General features: G+C 73.6%; 11 protein-coding genes. 10 read left to right on the top strand and 1 reads right to left on the bottom strand.

Annotated features, from left to right (window positions below):
* The first annotated feature begins 6 nt into the window (after nucleotides 1-6).
* From ACSNOH_RS05255 to obgE, 6 genes are all read left to right on the top strand, one after another.
* Nucleotides 7-1,932, top strand: a complete 1,926-nt coding sequence (locus tag ACSNOH_RS05255) for a TIGR03960 family B12-binding radical SAM protein (RefSeq protein WP_436719993.1) — start codon at nucleotides 7-9, stop codon at nucleotides 1,930-1,932.
* Nucleotides 1,933-2,071: 139 nt separating this feature from the next.
* The gene (locus ACSNOH_RS05250) at nucleotides 2,072-2,857 is read left to right on the top strand and encodes a TIGR03936 family radical SAM-associated protein (RefSeq protein WP_436719992.1); all 786 of its coding nucleotides are present in this window, start codon (nucleotides 2,072-2,074) and stop codon (nucleotides 2,855-2,857) included.
* Nucleotides 2,858-3,082: 225 nt separating this feature from the next.
* On the top strand, nucleotides 3,083-7,462 hold the full coding sequence (locus ACSNOH_RS05245) for an Rne/Rng family ribonuclease (protein ID WP_436719991.1): 4,380 nt from the start codon (nucleotides 3,083-3,085) through the stop codon (nucleotides 7,460-7,462).
* Between the two features lie 323 nt (nucleotides 7,463-7,785).
* Nucleotides 7,786-8,106 (top strand): 50S ribosomal protein L21, encoded by a 321-nt coding sequence (gene rplU, locus ACSNOH_RS05240; RefSeq protein ID WP_106681059.1) that lies wholly within the window; start codon nucleotides 7,786-7,788, stop codon nucleotides 8,104-8,106.
* A 14-nt stretch (nucleotides 8,107-8,120) separates the two neighbouring features.
* Nucleotides 8,121-8,375 (top strand): 50S ribosomal protein L27, encoded by a 255-nt coding sequence (rpmA, locus tag ACSNOH_RS05235; protein ID WP_030201505.1) that lies wholly within the window; start codon nucleotides 8,121-8,123, stop codon nucleotides 8,373-8,375.
* Between the two features lie 130 nt (nucleotides 8,376-8,505).
* Nucleotides 8,506-9,942, top strand: a complete 1,437-nt coding sequence (obgE, locus tag ACSNOH_RS05230; RefSeq protein WP_436719990.1) for a GTPase ObgE — start codon at nucleotides 8,506-8,508, stop codon at nucleotides 9,940-9,942.
* Nucleotides 9,943-10,087: 145 nt separating this feature from the next.
* Here obgE and ACSNOH_RS05225 read toward each other — a convergent pair whose 3' ends face one another.
* Nucleotides 10,088-12,124: a hypothetical protein gene (locus ACSNOH_RS05225; RefSeq protein ID WP_436719989.1), complete on the bottom strand. Its 2,037-nt coding sequence runs from the start codon at nucleotides 12,122-12,124 to the stop codon at nucleotides 10,088-10,090.
* A gap of 277 nt (nucleotides 12,125-12,401) precedes the next feature.
* Between ACSNOH_RS05225 and proB the strand changes: the two genes are divergently transcribed.
* The 4 genes from proB to ACSNOH_RS05205 all read left to right on the top strand — a co-directional run bounded on the left by proB (nucleotide 12,402) and on the right by ACSNOH_RS05205 (nucleotide 16,406).
* Nucleotides 12,402-13,502, top strand: a complete 1,101-nt coding sequence (gene proB, locus ACSNOH_RS05220; protein ID WP_436720019.1) for a glutamate 5-kinase — start codon at nucleotides 12,402-12,404, stop codon at nucleotides 13,500-13,502.
* 294 nt (nucleotides 13,503-13,796) lie between these two features.
* The gene (locus ACSNOH_RS05215) at nucleotides 13,797-14,198 is read left to right on the top strand and encodes a hypothetical protein (RefSeq protein ID WP_436720018.1); all 402 of its coding nucleotides are present in this window, start codon (nucleotides 13,797-13,799) and stop codon (nucleotides 14,196-14,198) included.
* Between the two features lie 167 nt (nucleotides 14,199-14,365).
* On the top strand, nucleotides 14,366-15,685 hold the full coding sequence (locus ACSNOH_RS05210; protein ID WP_436719988.1) for a glutamate-5-semialdehyde dehydrogenase: 1,320 nt from the start codon (nucleotides 14,366-14,368) through the stop codon (nucleotides 15,683-15,685).
* Nucleotides 15,686-15,758: 73 nt separating this feature from the next.
* Nucleotides 15,759-16,406 carry a hypothetical protein gene (locus ACSNOH_RS05205; protein WP_436719987.1) on the top strand — a complete coding sequence of 216 codons (648 nt, stop codon included), beginning with the start codon at nucleotides 15,759-15,761 and terminating at the stop codon, nucleotides 16,404-16,406.
* Nucleotides 16,407-16,455 lie beyond the last annotated feature (49 nt).

Here is a 16,455-nt window from a genome sequence, read left to right as displayed (position 1 = left end):
ATTGCGATGCCTGTCGAGTCGGTCTTCCCGCGCCTCGAAGCTCTCCTCCCGCACGTGCAGAAGCCCATTCAGTACGTCGGTGGTGAGCTGAACTCCACCGTCAAGCCCTGGGACGAGTGCGACGTCCGCTGGGCCCTGATGTATCCGGACGCGTACGAGGTCGGCCTGCCCAACCAGGGCGTCATGATCCTCTACGAGGTCCTCAACGAGCGCGAGGGCGTCCTCGCCGAGCGCACGTACAGCGTGTGGCCGGACCTCGAAGAGCTCATGCGCGAGCACGGGGTGCCGCAGTTCACCGTGGACAGCCACCGGCCGGTCAAGGCGTTCGACGTCTTCGGCCTGAGCTTCTCCACCGAGCTGGGCTACACCAACATGCTCACGGCCCTGGACCTCGCGGGCATCCCGCTGGAGTCCAAGGACCGCACGATCGACGACCCGATCGTGCTGGCCGGCGGCCACGCCGCCTTCAACCCCGAGCCGATCGCGGACTTCATCGACTGCGCGGTCATCGGCGACGGCGAGCAGGCCGTCCTGGAGATCACCGAGATCATCCGCGCGTGGAAGGCCGAGGGCCGCCCGGGCGGCCGCGAGGAGCTGCTGTTCCGCCTGGCGAAGACGGGCGGGGTGTACGTCCCGGCGTTCTACGACGTCGAGTACCTGCCGGACGGCCGCATCGGCCGCGTCGTGCCCAACAAGTCCGGCGTGCCGTGGCGCGTGTCCAAGCACACCGTCATGGACCTGGACGAGTGGCCGTACCCGAAGCAGCCGCTCGTGCCGCTCGCGGAGACCGTCCACGAGCGCATGTCCGTCGAGATCTTCCGCGGCTGCACCCGCGGCTGCCGCTTCTGCCAGGCCGGCATGATCACGCGCCCCGTGCGGGAGCGGAGCATCACCGGCATCGGCGAGATGGTCGACAAGGGCCTGAAGGCGACCGGCTTCGAGGAGGTCGGCCTCCTGTCGCTGTCCTCCGCCGACCACACCGAGATCGGTGACATCGCCAAGGGCCTGGCGGACCGGTACGAGGACGACAAGATCGGTCTGTCCCTGCCGTCCACCCGCGTGGACGCCTTCAACGTCGACCTCGCCAACGAGCTCACGCGCAACGGCCGCCGCTCCGGCCTGACCTTCGCCCCCGAGGGCGGCTCCGAGCGCATGCGCAAGGTCATCAACAAGATGGTCTCGGAAGAGGACCTGATCCGCACCGTCGCCACGGCGTACGGCAACGGCTGGCGCCAGGTGAAGCTGTACTTCATGTGCGGCCTGCCGACCGAGACCGACGAGGACGTCCTCCAGATCGGCGACATGGCGGTCAACGTGATCGCCAAGGGCCGCGAGGTCTCGGGCTCCAACGACATCCGCTGCACGGTCTCCATCGGCGGCTTCGTGCCCAAGCCGCACACGCCGTTCCAGTGGGCCCCGCAGCTCTCCGCCGAGGAGACGGACGCCCGCCTGGCGAAGCTGCGCGACAAGATCCGCGGCGACAAGAAGTACGGCCGCTCGATCGGCTTCCGCTACCACGACGGCAAGCCCGGCATCGTCGAGGGCCTGCTCTCGCGCGGCGACCGCCGCGTCGGCGCCGTCATCCGCGCCGTCTACGAGGACGGCGGCCGCTTCGACGGCTGGCGCGAGCACTTCTCGTACGACCGCTGGATGAAGTGCGCCGAGGCCACGCTGCCCGAGCAGGGCGTGGACGTCGCCTGGTACACGACGCGCGAGCGCACGTACGAGGAGGTCCTGCCCTGGGACCACCTGGACTCCGGTCTCGACAAGGACTGGCTCTGGGAGGACTGGCAGGACGCGCTCGACGAGACCGAGGTCGAGGACTGCCGCTGGACCCCGTGCTTCGACTGCGGCGTGTGCCCGCAGATGGACACGGCTATCCAAATCGGCCCGACGGGCAAGAAGCTGCTGCCGCTGTCCGTCGTCAAGTAGCTCTTACGTTCGAGCGGGGGGCCTGCCGGGTTGGCAGGCCCCCCGCTGCACGTACTCTAGGTAGCAGTACGACCGCACTCACGAAGGAATCAGACCACTGGGCAAGCGACAGCCCGAAGGCCCGCCGCCCGCACCCGCGGTGCAGCGCATCCGCCTGCGCTACACCAAGCGCGGCCGCCTCCGGTTCACCAGCCACCGCGATTTCCAGCGCGCCTTCGAGCGGGCCCTGCGCCGGGCCGAGGTCCCCATGGCCTACTCGGCGGGCTTCACCCCGCACCCCAAGGTGTCCTACGCCAATGCCGCACCCACCGGCACGGGCAGCGAGGCCGAGTACCTGGAGATCCAGCTCGCCGAGGTCCGCGAGGTCGAGCAGCTGCGCAAGCTGCTGGACGAGTCCCTGCCCGCCGGGCTGGACATCACGGACGCCGTCGAGGCGCGGACGTCCTCCTTCGCCGAGCGGCTGGAGGCCTCCGTCTGGGAGCTGCGGCTGGACGGCGTGGAGCCCGCGGACGCCGAGCGCGCCGTGGCGGCGTTCCTCGCGGCCGACCAGGTGGACGTCCAGCGCCGCACGAAAAACGGGTTGCGGACCTTCGACGCCCGTGCCGCGGTGATCCGGCTGGAGGCGCGGGACGCCGCGGCCGATAGGCCCGGCGACGGTCCCTGTGCGATACTGCGGCTGGTTGTTCGGCATGCCACACCCGCCGTTCGACCCGACGACGTCCTGTCCGGTCTCCGCGCTACGGCCGACCTGGCGCCGCCGGTCCCCGCTGCGGTGACCAGGCTGGCGCAGGGGCTGCTCGATGAGGAGTCCGGCACGGTGACCGACCCGCTCGCGCCCGACCGCGATGCCGCCCCGGCCCTCCCCACCACGGCCGCCGGGCCGAGCCCCGCCGGCGGCGCGCAGGTGCCGGAAGGTTCCGCGTAAGGACGGCCGTCGAAGCGCCGCCGGACACCAGGGAGCCACCCGGTGCGGCAGGCGCACTGACCAGGAGACTTTCGCCGGTCCCGAGGACAAAGGCTCGGGCCCGGCGAGCGAGACGACAGCTCCCGTGCGGCGACCGCGCCCCGGACGGCGGTACCGCGCTCATCACGCGGACCGACGGGCCGGAACCGGCGTGGCGCCCGGGAGCGTGACGGGAGAACCGCCCGCATGCTCGAATCCATTGAGCCCGCTGAGCCCGGCACCGCCGGGACCGAATCCGACAACAACAGCCCCAGCGACACGCTGCCGGCACGTCGCCGCCGCCGTGCGGCTTCCCGCCCCGCGGGCCCGCCGGCCGCGGCCGCCGAGGCCCCCGAGGCCGCCGCCGCACCCGCCGCCGAGGCTTCCGCCGCGCCGGAGGCCGGGGCCCCGGCTGCCGCTCCTTCGACGCCGGCCCGCCCGCGCCGCCGTGCGACCCGCAAGGCCACGGCCCCCGCCGGCGCCCCCGTGGTCGCCGAGCCCGCCGTGGAGACCGCCCCCGAGGTGGCCGAGTCCCCGCAGCCGGTCGACCTGGCCGCCGCGCCCGTCGAGGAGCCCGCTCCCCGTACGCGCCGCCGTGCCACCCGCAAGGCCACCGCTCCGGCCGGCTCCCCGAAGGGCGCCGAGGCCGTAGTCGAGCCGGTGGAGCCTGCTGTCGCCGCCGCTGTGGCGGAGGAGGCTGACGAGGCCGAGGAGGCGCAGGAGGCTCCGGCCGCCGAGACCGCTGCCCCGGCGCGTCCGCGCCGCCGCGCTGTCCGCCGTGTTTCTTCTCCGGCGGGTGCGCCGCGTGCGTCTGAGGCCGCTGCCGAGCCCGTCGCCGCCGCTGCTGAGCCCGTGGAGGCTCCGGCCGCCGAGGTTGCCCCTGAGGCTGCCGAGACCCCCGCTCGTCCGCGTCGTCGTGCCGTGCGTCGTGCTTCCGCTCCGGCGGGTGCGCCGCAGGCCGCCGAGGCGGTCGTGGAGCCGGTCGTCGTTGAGGAGGCCGAGGAGGTGCAGGAGGCTCCGGCCGCTGAGGCCGCTGCCCCGGCGCGTCCGCGTCGCCGTGCCGTCCGTCGTGCTTCTTCTCCGGCGGGTGCGCCGCGTGCGGCTGAGGCCGCTGCTGAGCCCGTCGCCGCCGCTGAGCCCGTGGAGGCTCTGGCCGCCGAGGTTGCCCCTGAGGTTGCCGAGACCCCCGCTCGTCCGCGTCGCCGCGCTGTGCGTCGTGCTTCCGCTCCGGCGGGTGCGCCGCAGGCCGCCGAGGCGGTTGCCGAGCCGGCCGCCGTCGAGGAGGCCGAGGAGGCGCCGGAGGGTCCGGTCGCCGAGACCGCCGCCCCGGCCCGTACCCGCCGCCGCGCCACCCGTAAGGCCACCGCCCCCGCGGGTGCCCCGCAGGCCGCCGAGGCCGTCGTGGAGCCGTCCGAGCCGGTCGCCGAGGCCGCCGTGGAGGAGGAGGCCGCCGCCGAGCCGCGCGGCCGCCGCACCCGCCGCCGGGCCACCGCCGAGGAGGCCCCGGCCCGTACCCGCCGCCGTGTCGCCGCCGGTGACGCCGAGCAGGCCGCCGCCGCGCTGGAGGCCGCGAAGGAGGCGAGCCGCGCCCGCGAGGCCGCCGAGGCCGCGCCGGAGGAGGCCGCCGCTCCCGCGCGGGGCCGCCGCCGCGCCGTGCGCCCCCCGACGGCCGTCTTCCAGGCGCCCGTCTTCACCGAGCCGATGTTCCAGACGCCGGAGACCGCTGCCGCTGCCGCCGCCGCGGCCGCCGTGGAGGAGCCGGCCGAGGCCGAGGAGGAGCGCGTCGCCGCCGAGGCGCCGTCCGCCGGCCGTCGCCGTCGCCGCCGCCGCGGCGAGCCCGCCGAGACCGAGCGGGCCGAGGCCGCGCCGGTCGCCGCCGAGGAGGAGCCCGAGGGCGAGCCCGAGGAGGGCGCCGAGGCCGCCGCCGAGTACGCCGAGGACGCGGAGCAGGGCGAGCGCCCGTCGCGCCGCCGTCGCCGTGGCGGCCGTCGCCGCCGCCGTGGCGAGGCCGCCGAGGCCGAGGGCGAGACCGAGGAGGAGCAGCCCGCCGAGGCCGAGGAGGCCGAGGCGCGCGAGGAGGAGTCCGCGGAGGACGAGGAGGCCGCCGGCCTCGGCACGGCCGGCAGCCGTCGTCGCCGTCGCCGCCGCCGTCGCAGCGGTGAGGCCATCGAGGCCGAGCCGGGCGCCGACGAGCCGGAGCGCACGGTCGTCAAGGTCCGCGAGCCGCGCAAGCGCGAGGAGCGCGAGCCGGGCACCGGCTTCGACGAGGTGCAGTCCATCAAGGGCTCGACCCGCATGGAGGCGAAGAAGCAGCGCCGCCGCGAGGGCCGCGAGCAGGGCCGCCGCCGGGTGCCGATCATCACCGAGGCCGAGTTCCTGGCCCGCCGCGAGGCCGTCGAGCGCGTGATGGTCGTCCGCCAGAGCGGCGAGCGCACCCAGATCGGCGTGCTGGAGGACAACGTCCTCGTCGAGCACTTCGTCAACAAGGAGCAGGCCACCAGCTACGTCGGCAACGTCTACCTGGGCAAGGTCCAGAACGTGCTGCCGTCGATGGAGGCCGCCTTCGTCGACATCGGCAAGGGCCGCAACGCCGTGCTGTACGCCGGCGAGGTCAACTTCGAGGCGCTCGGCATGGGCAACGGCCCGCGCCGCATCGAGACCGCACTGAAGTCCGGCCAGTCCGTGCTCGTCCAGGTCACCAAGGACCCGATCGGGCACAAGGGCGCGCGCCTGACCAGCCAGGTCTCCCTCCCCGGCCGCTACCTCGTGTACGTGCCCGAGGGCTCGATGACCGGCATCAGCCGCAAGCTCCCCGACACCGAGCGCGCGCGCCTGAAGACCATCCTCAAGAAGATCGTCCCCGAGGACGCGGGCGTCATCGTGCGCACCGCGGCCGAGGGCGCGAGCGAGGACGAGCTGCGCCGCGACGTCGAGCGCCTGCAGGCGCAGTGGGAAGAGATCAAGAAGAAGTCGAAGCAGATCTCGACGAGCTCGCCGAGCCTGCTGTACGGCGAGCCGGACATGACCGTCCGCGTCGTCCGCGACATCTTCAACGAGGACTTCTCCAAGGTCATCGTCAGCGGTGACCAGGCCTGGGAGACCATCCACGGCTACGTCTCGCACGTCGCGCCCGACCTGGCCGACCGGCTGCAGAAGTGGACGTCGGACGTCGACGTCTTCGCCACGTACCGGATCGACGAGCAGCTGATGAAGGCGCTGGACCGGAAGGTCTGGCTGCCCAGCGGCGGCTCGCTCGTGATCGACCGGACCGAGGCGATGGTCGTCGTCGACGTCAACACCGGCAAGTTCACGGGCCAGGGCGGCAACCTGGAGGAGACGGTCACCAGGAACAACCTGGAGGCGGCCGAGGAGATCGTGCGCCAGCTGCGGCTGCGCGACCTCGGCGGCATCATCGTGATCGACTTCATCGACATGGTGCTGGAGTCCAACCGGGACCTGGTGCTGCGGCGCCTGCTGGAGTGCCTGGGCCGCGACCGGACGAAGCACCAGGTCGCCGAGGTGACCTCGCTGGGTCTGGTCCAGATGACCCGCAAGCGGGTGGGCCAGGGCCTGCTGGAGTCCTTCTCCGAGAGCTGCGTGCACTGCAACGGCCGCGGCGTCATCGTCCACATGGACCAGCCGGCCGCGGTCGGCGGCGGTGGCGGCGGCAAGCGCGGCAAGAAGAAGGGCAAGGCCGCGCACGAGCACGTGCACGAGGCCGCGGTGGCCGCGGCGGCGGCTCCGGCCGCGGGCCCGGCCGCCGAGGAGGCCCCCTCGCTGGAGGAGGCCCCTGCGGCCGCCGCCGAGGAAGCGCCCGAGGCGCCGGAGCTGGAGCCCGTCACCGTGACCGAGGCCGAGCTCCAGCCGGCCGTCGGCGGTGACGAGGAGTGGTTCGGCAGCGCCGCCGAGGCGGAGGCCGCGGCCAAGCGCGGCGGCCGTACGCGCCGCCGGGCCACCCGCAAGGCGTCCGCTCCGGCGGGCTCGCCGCGGGGCGCCGAGGCGCAGGCCGAGGTCGTGGTGGAGGCGCCCGTGCCGGTGCCCGAGCCCGTGGCCGTCGCCGAGCCGGCCGAGGAGCCGGTCGCCGTGGTCGTCGCCGAGCCGGTGACCGAGCGCGCGGAGGAGGCGGCTCCGGCCGCTCCGGCGCGGACGCGCCGCCGGGTGTCCCGCAGGGTCTCGGCTCCGGCCGGGTCGCCGGCGGACGCGGAGGCGGCGGTCGTGGTCGTCCCGGCCGCGGCTCCGGCCGAGCCGGCGCCGGTGGCTGCCGAGGCCGCCGAGCCGGTGGCCGAGGCTTCCCAGGTCGCCGAGCCCGTGTCCGAGGGCGTCGAGGAGGCCGAGGCCGCGGCCCCGGCCAAGAAGACCGCCCGCAAGACGGCCGCGAAGAAGACCGCGACCGCCAAGAAGGCCCCGGCGAAGAAGGCCGCGGCCAAGAAGACGGCGGCGAAGAAGACGACGACCGCGAAGAAGGCCACGGCGTCGGCGGCCAAGAAGACCGCCGCCACCAAGACGGCCAAGAAGGCTCCGGCCAAGCGGACGACGAAGAAGGCGGCCGTGGAGGCGACTGCCTCTGCGGAGGCCTCTGCGGAGTGAGCCTTACGGGCTGAGCCCGGCGGGGCACCGCCAGGCCGCACCGTAGTGGTTGCTCGTCGTTGCGGCGGAGAACTCCTCTCCGCCGCAACGGCGGGTAACCTGTCCTGCGGGTACGGCACCCCGGCGAGGGGGCCGGTTTGACCCGTTCGTCAAGGGGCCGTAATCTTGACGGTCGGTGTCTGTTGAGGCGCCACGCCACTGAGCAAACACCTTCCGGCCCCGCCGGGAGAGGCCGCTCGTCCATTCGGATCGTCACGGGCCCCGGGCCCGTGTGAGCGGCTGGCATCAGAGGTCCCATTTACTAGCGAGAGAGTGAGATCCGCGTGTACGCAATCGTGCGTAGCGGTGGTCGTCAGCACAAGGTTGCTGTCGGCGACATCGTCGAGGTTGACAAGATTTCCACCGGCAAGGTGGGCGACGCGGTCGAGCTCTCGACGCTGCTCGTCGTCGACGGCGAGAACGTCACCAGCGACCCGTGGGTCCTGGCCGGCATCAAGGTCCAGGCCGAGATCGTGGACCACCACAAGGGTGCCAAGATCGACATCCTGAAGTACAAGAACAAGACCGGTTACCGCAAGCGCATCGGTCACCGCCAGCAGTACACCGCGGTGAAGATCACCGGCATCCCCACGGCTGCGAAGTAAGGGACTGAGGAGACATGGCACACAAGAAGGGCGCATCGTCCACCCGGAACGGTCGCGACTCCAACGCTCAGCGGCTCGGCGTGAAGCGCTTCGGCGGTCAGCTCGTCAACGCCGGTGAGATCCTGGTCCGCCAGCGCGGCACCCACTTCCACCCGGGCGCCGGTGTCGGTCGCGGCGGCGACGACACCCTGTTCGCGCTGCAGGCCGGTGCGGTGCAGTTCGGCACCCACCGTGGCCGCAAGGTCGTCAACATCGTTCCGGCTGCCTGATCCAGTCTTCCTGGACCGGCGCTCGTAGAGCGATCACGAGGGCGGACCTCCCTTCCCTGTGCGGGAAGCGGGTCCGCCCTCGCTGCGTTACACGTAAGACATCCCCGTCAACAACTGGAGGCACACCGCGATGACCACCTTCGTGGACCGCGTCGAGCTGCACGTCGCCGCGGGTAACGGAGGCCATGGCTGCGCCTCCGTGCACCGGGAGAAGTTCAAGCCGCTCGGCGGCCCGGACGGCGGCAACGGCGGCCGTGGCGGTGACGTGATCCTGGTCGTCGACCAGTCCGTCACCACGCTGCTCGAGTACCACCACAGCCCGCACCGCAAGGCCACCAACGGCAAGCCCGGCGAGGGCGGCAACCGCTCCGGCAAGGACGGCTCCGACCTCGTCCTGCCCGTCCCGGACGGCACCGTCGTCCTCGACGCCAAGGGCAACGTCCTGGCCGACCTCGTGGGCCAGGGCACCACCTACATCGCGGCCCAGGGCGGCCGCGGCGGCCTCGGCAACGCCGCGCTGGCCTCGGCCCGCCGCAAGGCGCCCGGCTTCGCGCTGCTCGGCGAGCCCGGCCAGACCGGCGACATCGTCCTGGAGCTCAAGACCGTCGCCGACGTGGCCCTCGTCGGCTACCCGAGCGCCGGCAAGTCCTCGCTGATCTCGGTGCTCTCCGCCGCCAAGCCGAAGATCGCCGACTACCCCTTCACGACCCTCGTCCCGAACCTGGGCGTGGTCACCGCCGGCGCGACGGTCTACACGATCGCCGACGTCCCCGGCCTGATCCCGGGCGCCAGCCAGGGCAAGGGCCTGGGCCTTGAGTTCCTGCGCCACGTCGAGCGCTGCTCGGTGCTCGTGCACGTCCTCGACACGGCGACGCTGGAGTCCGACCGCGACCCGGTCAGCGACCTGGACGTCATCGAGGCCGAGCTGAAGGAGTACGGAGGCCTGGAGGACCGGCCCCGCCTCGTCGTCCTCAACAAGGTCGACATCCCCGACGGCCAGGACCTCGCGGACATGATCCGCCCCGAGCTGGAGGCCCGCGGCTACCGCGTCTTCGAGGTCTCGGCGGTCTCCCGGCAGGGCCTGAAGGAGCTGTCCTTCGCGCTGGCCGGCATCGTCGCCGAGGCGCGCGCCGCGAAGCCGAAGGAGGAGGCGACCCGCATCGTCATCCGCCCGAAGGCCGTCGACGACGCGGGCTTCACCGTCACCCTGGAGGAGGACGGCCTCTACCGCGTGCGCGGCGAGAAGCCGGAGCGCTGGGTGCGGCAGACGGACTTCAACAACGACGAGGCCGTGGGCTACCTGGCCGACCGCCTCAACCGCCTCGGCGTCGAGGAGGAGCTGATGAAGGCCGGTGCCCGCGCGGGCGACGGCGTCGCCATCGGCTCCGAGGACGACGCGGTCGTCTTCGACTGGGAGCCGTCGATGGCCGCCGGTGCGGAGATGCTGGGCCGGCGTGGCGAGGACCACCGCTTCGAGGCGCCGCGGCCGGCGGCGCAGCGGCGTCGTGACCGGGATGCGGAGCGGGATGAGGCGGAGCGGGAGTACGACGAGTTCAACCCGTTCTAACGGTTCTTACGCGCTGCGGGGCGCCCCTGACGGGGCGCGCCCACGCGGCGGAGCCGCAGATCGATACGGCCCCGCGTGCGAAGGGCATGACGAAGGACCCCGGAAGGGGGAACCTCCCGGGGCCCTTCGTCGCGCTGACGCAGTGTTAGACCGCCGCCGCCGCGTCCGCCTCCCGCTGGGTCGGGATTTCGGAGGCCCGCGCCTCCATGCGGGCGCGCCGGGCGTCCGCCTCCGCGGCGAGCGCCTGCGCCGCCGCGTTGAAGCGGACCAGCGACGGCGGGTCGGACGGGCCGAGCAGCTGGACCTTGAGCTCCGCGCGGGCCTTGGCGAGGCCGTCGAGGCGGGGGTCGCGGACGGCCGCGAGGAGCCCGGCGACCTCGCCGGCCTCCGGCGTGAGGATCGTCGCCGCGCTGACCGTCGGGAAGTTCGTGCGGAACTCCTCCTCGGTCATGCCGCTGGTGTTGGCGACGGCGTACGGCTTCTCGCTGATCAGGTAGTCCGAGACGACGCTCGACACGTCGCTGATCAGGACGTCCGCCTCGTTGAAGCAGCTGAAGAGCGCCGGCCGGGCGGTGGTGATGATCTGGTGCTCCCACTCCGGCAGGGAGGCCCAGTAGGCGGCTTCCCAGGCGGCGGTGGCGGCCTCGACGGTCGCGGCGCGCCCCGGCTCGGGCGTGCCCTGCAGGAGCATCCGCTCGATCTCGTCCGCGCTGTCGCGGAACGTGCTCGTCGTCAGGCGGTCCAGCTCGGCCGTGCGGCGGTCCAGCTCGGCGGCGGCCTCCGGGCCCGGGCGGGCGCCGCCGCGGGCGGCGTTGGCCTCGCGGATCATGGCTTGGATGCGCTCGTTGGCGCGGCCCGCGCGCGGGTCGACGGAGCCGGTCATCGGGTGCGGCTTGTAGAGCAGGCGCACCTTGGGGTCGGCGAGGAGCTCCCGGACGATGTTCTCGCCGGCGAGCATCACCGAGGTGTTGCCGGGGTTGCCGTCCCAGCCCTCCCACGTGGGCGCGTACAGGACCGTCGTGAACTCACGGGTGGGCGCGCCCGCGTACGGGCGGATGGGAGCCAGCTGCGGGCGGCCGACCTCGACCACGTCGCGGTCGTCGACGCCGATGTCGGCGAGCTGGTAGCGCTCGCGGGCGGCGGGGCCGGCGACCCAGATCTCGTCGTAGGCCTTGGAGTACGGGTTGCAGCTGGAGAGCTTGTCGCTCTCGCCGTGGTTGATGAACGCGTGCTTGATCGACGGCATCCGCAGGACCTGCGAGGTCTTACCGGAGTTCGCCGGGTGGATCATCATCTTCAGCGAGGACTTCTCCAGGGCCATCAGGTGGACGACCTTGGGGATGCAGACGATCGGCACGTCGGTGGCCTCGATCTTCTGCACCATGAAGCGCTCGCGGAGCACGATCACGGGGTTGCCGTCGAGCGCGGCGAGGGTGGAGAGCCACATGTTGGCCTGGTAGGCCGAGGTGGTGCCGCCCGAGAAGTACATGCCGACGGTCGGCTGGTAGTCGGCCAGCCAGCGGTCGAGCCACTCCAGGGCGCGCTGCTCGTCGGCGATGCGCTTCTTCGGCCGCAGCCAGCTCGCCAGGTGGACGGTGCCGCCCGCGGCCAGCAGGAGGGCCGTGCCGGTGCCGAGCAGGCCCCACAGGGGCTTCTCCGTGCCGACGGTGGCCAGGAGGCCCGCGGTGGCCGGGATCGCGAAGCGCAGCAGGCGGCGGCCGTGCTGGCGGGCCAGCAGGCGCGGCGGGGCGGCGGTCAGGCGCAGGCCGGTCGTGTCGATGTTGCGGGTCACGAAGGGCAGGGTGCGGCTGCGCCGGACCAGGATCGCGGTGGCCTGGCAGGCGAGGTGGGCGGCGTAGAAGAGGACGAGCCCGACGAAGAGGGGGGCGTATCCGCGCAGCGAGCCGTCGCCCTGGAGCCGGAGCAGCCCGAGGAGGATCAGCATGTCCCGCAGCAGCTGCCGGACCATGACGTCGAAGCGGACCTTGCCGAGGACAGCGACGAGACCGGGGTCACGGTGCTGCAGGTAGAGGTCGAGGGCGAGCCCCGCCGCGGAGGCGGCGATCAGCAGCGGCACGTTGGGCAGCAGCGCGCCGACGAGCTGCGTGGCGAAGAACACCAGCATCGCGAGCAGCGCCGCGGCCTGGACGGCGCGTCGGGAGGCTGTTCCGGCAGAAGGCACTGGGAGGGCTCCTGGCAGGCGGACTAGAAGGGGGGACTGTTCGAGTGTGGGGGAAACCGTGCCTGGACAACGGTCAGCTACCGACCGTATGACGCGGGCTGGTCCAGGAGCAATCTTCCGTGACGGCAATCATCGCAAAACAGGGCCGAACGACCACAATCCCAGGCGGTAGATTTGCGGGCCTGAGGCAGCCCGGAAGAGGCGGGCGACCGGCGAATCACCCGAGGTGTGTGCAGTGACTGGGGCAGGGGAGCAGCAAGGGGTCCGTGCGGCGGCGGTGGCGGCCGCGCGCAGGATCGTGGTCAAGGTGGGGTCCTCCTCGCTCACCACCGCGGGCGGGGGGCTGGACGCCGACCGCGTTGACGCGCTCGTCGACACGCTCGCGAAGGCCGGTGGCGAGAAGGAGATCGTGCTGGTCTCCTCCGGCGCCATCGCGGCCGGGCTGGCCCCGCTGGGCCTGGACCGGCGCCCGCGCGACCTGGCCCGCCAGCAGGCCGCGGCCAGCGTCGGCCAGGGCCTCCTCGTCGCCCGTTACACCGCGTCGTTCGCCCGTTACGGACGGCGCGTGGGCCAGGTGCTGCTGACCACGGACGACACCAGCCGCCGCGCGCACTACCGCAACGCCCGCCGGACGCTGGACCAGCTGCTGGCCATGGGCGCGGTGCCGGTCGTCAACGAGAACGACACGGTGGCCACGGACGAGATCCGCTTCGGCGACAACGACCGGCTGGCCGCCCTCGTGGCCCACCTCGTCCGGGCGGACCTGCTGGTGCTCCTCTCCGACGTGGACGGCCTCTACGACGGCGACCCGTCCACGCCGGGCACCTCGCGGATCGACGAGGTCACCGGGCCGCAGGACCTGGAGGGCATCTCGATCGGCAGCGCGGGCAAGGCCGGCGTGGGCACGGGCGGCATGGTCACCAAGGTCGACGCCGCCCGGATCGCGGCCGCCGCGGGCATCCCGGTCGTCCTGACCTCGGCCAGCCAGGCGGCGGACGCCCTCGCCGGCCGCCCCACCGGCACCTTCTTCCACCGCACGGGGCGCCGCTCCGCCGACCGCCTGCTGTGGCTCGCGCACGCCTCCACGCCCCGCGGCGCCCTGACCCTCGACGACGGGGCCGTGCGCGCCGTGGTCGACGGCACGGGCTCGCTGCTGCCGGCGGGCATCGCCGGGGTCGAGGGCGAATTCAGCGCGGGCGACCCCGTCGAGCTGCGCGACACCGAGGGCCGGGCCGTGGCGCGCGGGCTCGTCGCCTTCGACGCGGGCGAGATCCCGCAGCTGCTCGGCCGCTCCACCCGCGACCTGGCCCGCGAGCTCGGGCCGGAGTACGAGCGCGAGGTCGTCCACCGCGACGACCTGGTCGTGCTGCGCCGCTGACGACCGTCGCTCTCGGCGACACAGCGGTGACGGATCCGGGGCCGCGCCCCGGCCGGATGGTGCGGTAAGTCCAGCCTTTCCATGGGGCCTTTCCGTAAAAACCCCACGCGGCCGCCCGCAGACTGGTCAACTTTGATGCGAGAGCGACGACCAGCACCACCGCTCCGCCGTACGCGGGCGGAGCAGCGAGCAAGGAGGCCGCCGGTGAGACGAGGGCGCCCAGGGGCGCTGCCCCGCGCTGGAGGCACGCCCCCGGCCACGGCCGCGGGCTCCTCCGCCCAGGCCCGCGGGGCCGTGGGGGAGACGCGCACACTGACCAGCGTCGCGGGCGGGGGCGGGGGCGAGAGGGTGGAGGCGTCCCGGCTGTGGCACATCACGCTCAGCGTCTCGGGCGCCGAGGCGCCGCTCGCCGAGGTCCGCCGCGCGCTCGAACAGCTCGCCCACGACCACCCCTTCCTGCTGACCAGCCGCTACGCCCACGACCACGCCGAGATCCGGTACTGGGAGGAGGCGCGCGACCTGCACGACGCCGCGGCGGTCGCGCTGCGGCTGTGGGGCGAGCACCGCTCGACGGCCCGGCTGCCCCCGTGGGAGATCGTGGGCCTGGAAGTCATCGACCGGGAGACGTACCACCAGCGGATCGCCGAGGGCTACGGCCCGCTCCCGGCGACGCCGGTGGGCGTGCACCCGTTCTGAGCGGCCCCCGGCGCCGCGGGCCCGCCGCTGCCGCCACTGCCGCCACTGCCGCTACCGCCCCGCCGCACCCGGCCGCGGGCGCGGCGAGGCCTCCGCGCAGCGGACCACCGCGTCCACAGTCCGGAATCCGTCGTGGTCCCGGGCCGCGCGCGGCTACCCTGCGAGTCATGAGCAGCGTTTTCCCCTCCCCCCTCGCCGACCCGATGCCGCAGTCCCCGGTGCTGCGCGCCGCCTACCGCGCCCGCGCCGCCGCCGCGGAGCTCGCGCCACTGCCGCGCTCGGTGAAGGACGAGGCGCTGCTGGCCATCGCCGACGCCCTCGAAGTGCGCACCAAGGAGATCGTCGAGGCCAACGCCGAGGACGTCGCCAAGGCCCGCGCCGCCGGGACGAGCGAGAGCGTCGTCGACCGCCTGACCCTCACGCCCGAGCGGGTGCGGGCCATCGCCAAGGACGTCCGCGACGTGGTGGCCCTGCCCGACCCGGTCGGCGAGGTCGTCCGCGGCTCCACGCTCCCCAACGGCATCGACCTGCGGCAGGTCCGCGTGCCGCTCGGTGTCGTCGGGATCATCTACGAGGCCCGGCCGAACGTGACCGTCGATGCGGCCGCGCTGTGCCTGAAGTCCGGCAACGCCGTCCTGCTGCGGGGCTCCTCCTCCGCGTACGCCTCCAACACCGCCCTCGTGCGCGTCATCCGCGACGCCGTGGGCGGGGCCGGCCTGCCCGCCGACGCCGTGCAGCTCGTGCCGGGCGAGAGCCGCGACTCGGTGCGCGAGCTGATGCGCGCCCGCGGCATGGTCGACGTGCTGATCCCGCGCGGCGGCGCCTCCCTGATCCGTACGGTCGTGGAGGAGTCCACCGTCCCGGTCATCGAGACCGGCACCGGCAACTGCCACGTGTACGTGGACGCCCGGGCCGACCTCGACATGGCGGTGGACATCCTCGTCAACTCCAAGGCGCAGCGCGTGAGCGTGTGCAACGCCGCCGAGACGCTCCTGGTGCACCAGGACATCGCCGGGGAGTTCCTGCCGAAGGCGCTCGCCGCCCTGGCGAAGGCCGGGGTGACGGTGCACGGCTGCGAGCGGGTCCTCGCGCTGGCCGAGGGCAGCCCGGCCACGGTGGTGCCGGCGACCGTCGAGGACTGGGAGACCGAGTACCTCTCGTACGACATCGCCGCGGCCGTCGTGGACGACCTGGACGCCGCCGTGCGGCACATCCGGCTGTGGTCCTCCGGCCACACCGAGGCCATCGTGACCACCTCGCAGGCCGCCGCCCGGCGCTTCACGCAGCTGGTGGATGCAACGACCGTCGCGGTCAACGCCTCGACGCGGTTCACGGACGGCAGCCAGTTCGGCTTCGGCGCGGAGATCGGCATCTCCACGCAGAAGCTGCACGCGCGCGGCCCGATGGGCCTGCCCGAGCTCACCTCGACGAAGTACATCGTCACGGGCGACGGGCACGTGCGCGGCAACGGCCTCCCGGCGAGCTGAGCCACGGCGGGCGGCGAGCCGAATTCCCCTGCGGGCTGAGCGGATTGGCCGCTTCCGGGGCTACGCTGGACGGGTGCCGGACGACGTGGGGGGCCAGCCGTTCCCGGACGGCGAGGAGCCCGACAGCTACCGCAGCGGAGACGATCGGGACGACCCCTTCGCCTCCGTGGTCTTCGACGAGGAGTTCGTGCGGTCCGCGAGGATCCACGAGCCCTCGGCGGTCGAGCGGATGCTCGCCGCCGACCGGGCACGCGCCGAAAGCGAGACGTCACAGTCCGCGTCGCCGCGCTCCCGGTCCGGCGGCGGCCCCGCCGACGACGATGCCGATCCGTACCCCGACCCCTACGAGGACGGCCACGACGGCCTCCCCGGGTACCACCCGGGCCGCGCGGGCGCCTGGCCCACTCTCACCCACGACCTGGACCCGGACGACGCCTACGGCCCGTACGGCCGTCACGGCGGCCCCAGGCGCCCTTACCGGGGCCATCCCCGCTGGCACCGTCCGGTGGCCTGGGTGCTCGCGGTGGTGATGGGCATAGGCGTGGTGGCCCTCGCCTTCGCCGCCGTCTACCGCAGCGCCTCCTCGGGCAATCGGCCCAGCTCCGATCCGCCGCCCGCCAGCACCGGCGTGGACGCCCCGGCGGGCTCCCGGCCGGGCCCGCTGCCCTCCGTATCGGCGGATTCCGAGCCTCCGGTCGCCTCGGCGGTGCCCCGCCGCTGACAGGCGGCGCCGGAGGCCAGGGGCTCACCCGCCGCGACCGCCGTGACCT

Origin of the sequence: Streptomyces sp. URMC 127, from assembly GCF_051386535.1 — a bacterium.
GTDB lineage: Bacteria > Actinomycetota > Actinomycetes > Streptomycetales > Streptomycetaceae > Streptomyces.
This window is presented reverse-complemented; position numbering and strand designations above follow the sequence as displayed.